Source organism: Thalassospira sp. CH_XMU1458 (genome assembly GCF_037027205.1).
GTDB lineage: Bacteria > Pseudomonadota > Alphaproteobacteria > Rhodospirillales > Thalassospiraceae > Thalassospira > Thalassospira tepidiphila.
The window spans coordinates 1-845 of record NZ_JAYMDW010000010.1 but is presented as its reverse complement, the minus strand read 5'-3'; the positions used below and the strand labels follow the sequence as shown (position 1 = coordinate 845).

At 55.7% G+C, this 845-nt stretch carries 1 protein-coding gene and 1 pseudogene; both read right to left on the bottom strand.

What is annotated here, in order from left to right:
• Nucleotides 1-53: 53 nt before the first annotated feature.
• Nucleotides 54-431, bottom strand: a complete 378-nt coding sequence (gene rplL, locus WBY09_RS19865; RefSeq protein ID WP_063087031.1) for a 50S ribosomal protein L7/L12 — start codon at nt 429-431, stop codon at nt 54-56.
• Between the two features lie 55 nt (nt 432-486).
• Nucleotides 487-780, bottom strand: a pseudogene (gene rplJ, locus WBY09_RS19860) (50S ribosomal protein L10); the annotation flags it as partial.
• Between the last annotated feature and the right edge of the window lie 65 nt (nt 781-845).

The following is an 845-nucleotide window of genomic DNA, read 5'->3' as shown; positions in this document are numbered from 1 at the left end:
GAAGGGCCGGCGCCCGAAGGACGCCGACCCAGACCTTGGCAAGAAGTCGTCGATTATTTGAGTTCGACGGTTGCGCCGGCTTCTTCCAGCTTCTTCTTGATTTCTTCGGCTTCGTCCTTAGCAACGCCTTCTTTGACGGCTTTCGGAGCGCCTTCAACCAGGTCTTTGGCTTCTTTGAGGCCAAGACCGGTGATGCCGCGTACTTCTTTAATGACGTTGATTTTCTTGTCGCCAGCAGAAGCGAGGATAACGTCGAATTCGGTTTTTTCTTCAGCAGCAGCACCACCGGCAGCAGCGCCACCAGCAGCAGCAACAGCTACCGGAGCAGCGGCGGAAACGCCCCACTCTTCTTCGAGCATTTTGGAAAGTTCTGCAGCTTCAAGAACGGTGAGCTTGGAAAGCTCGTCTACGAGTGCCTTAAGATCGGCCATTTTACTATACTCCTAGGCTTGAACTTAGATATCTGAGATATCTGATTACTTTGGTTTACGCGGCTTCGCCTTTGTCGGCATATGCCTTCAGCACCTGGGCGATCTGGCCCGCCGGCTTGGAGGTCAGCGTAGCGATACGCTGTGCCGGGGTCTGGATCATACCAACCAGTTTCGCACGAAGTTCGTCCAGCGACGGCAGTTCTGCCAGAGCTTTGATGCCCTGTTCATCGAGAACCTGTTCGCCGATGGCACCAGCAACAAGAACCAGCTTGTCGTTGGATTTCGCGAACTCGGAGGCTACTTTTGCGACCGAAGCCGGATCAGCTGAATAGCCAATCGCGGTCGGACCGCATCACGTCGCCGGGTTCGAGGTACACCGGCGGGTTTTGCCCCATACCCACACCCGGCGGGGTG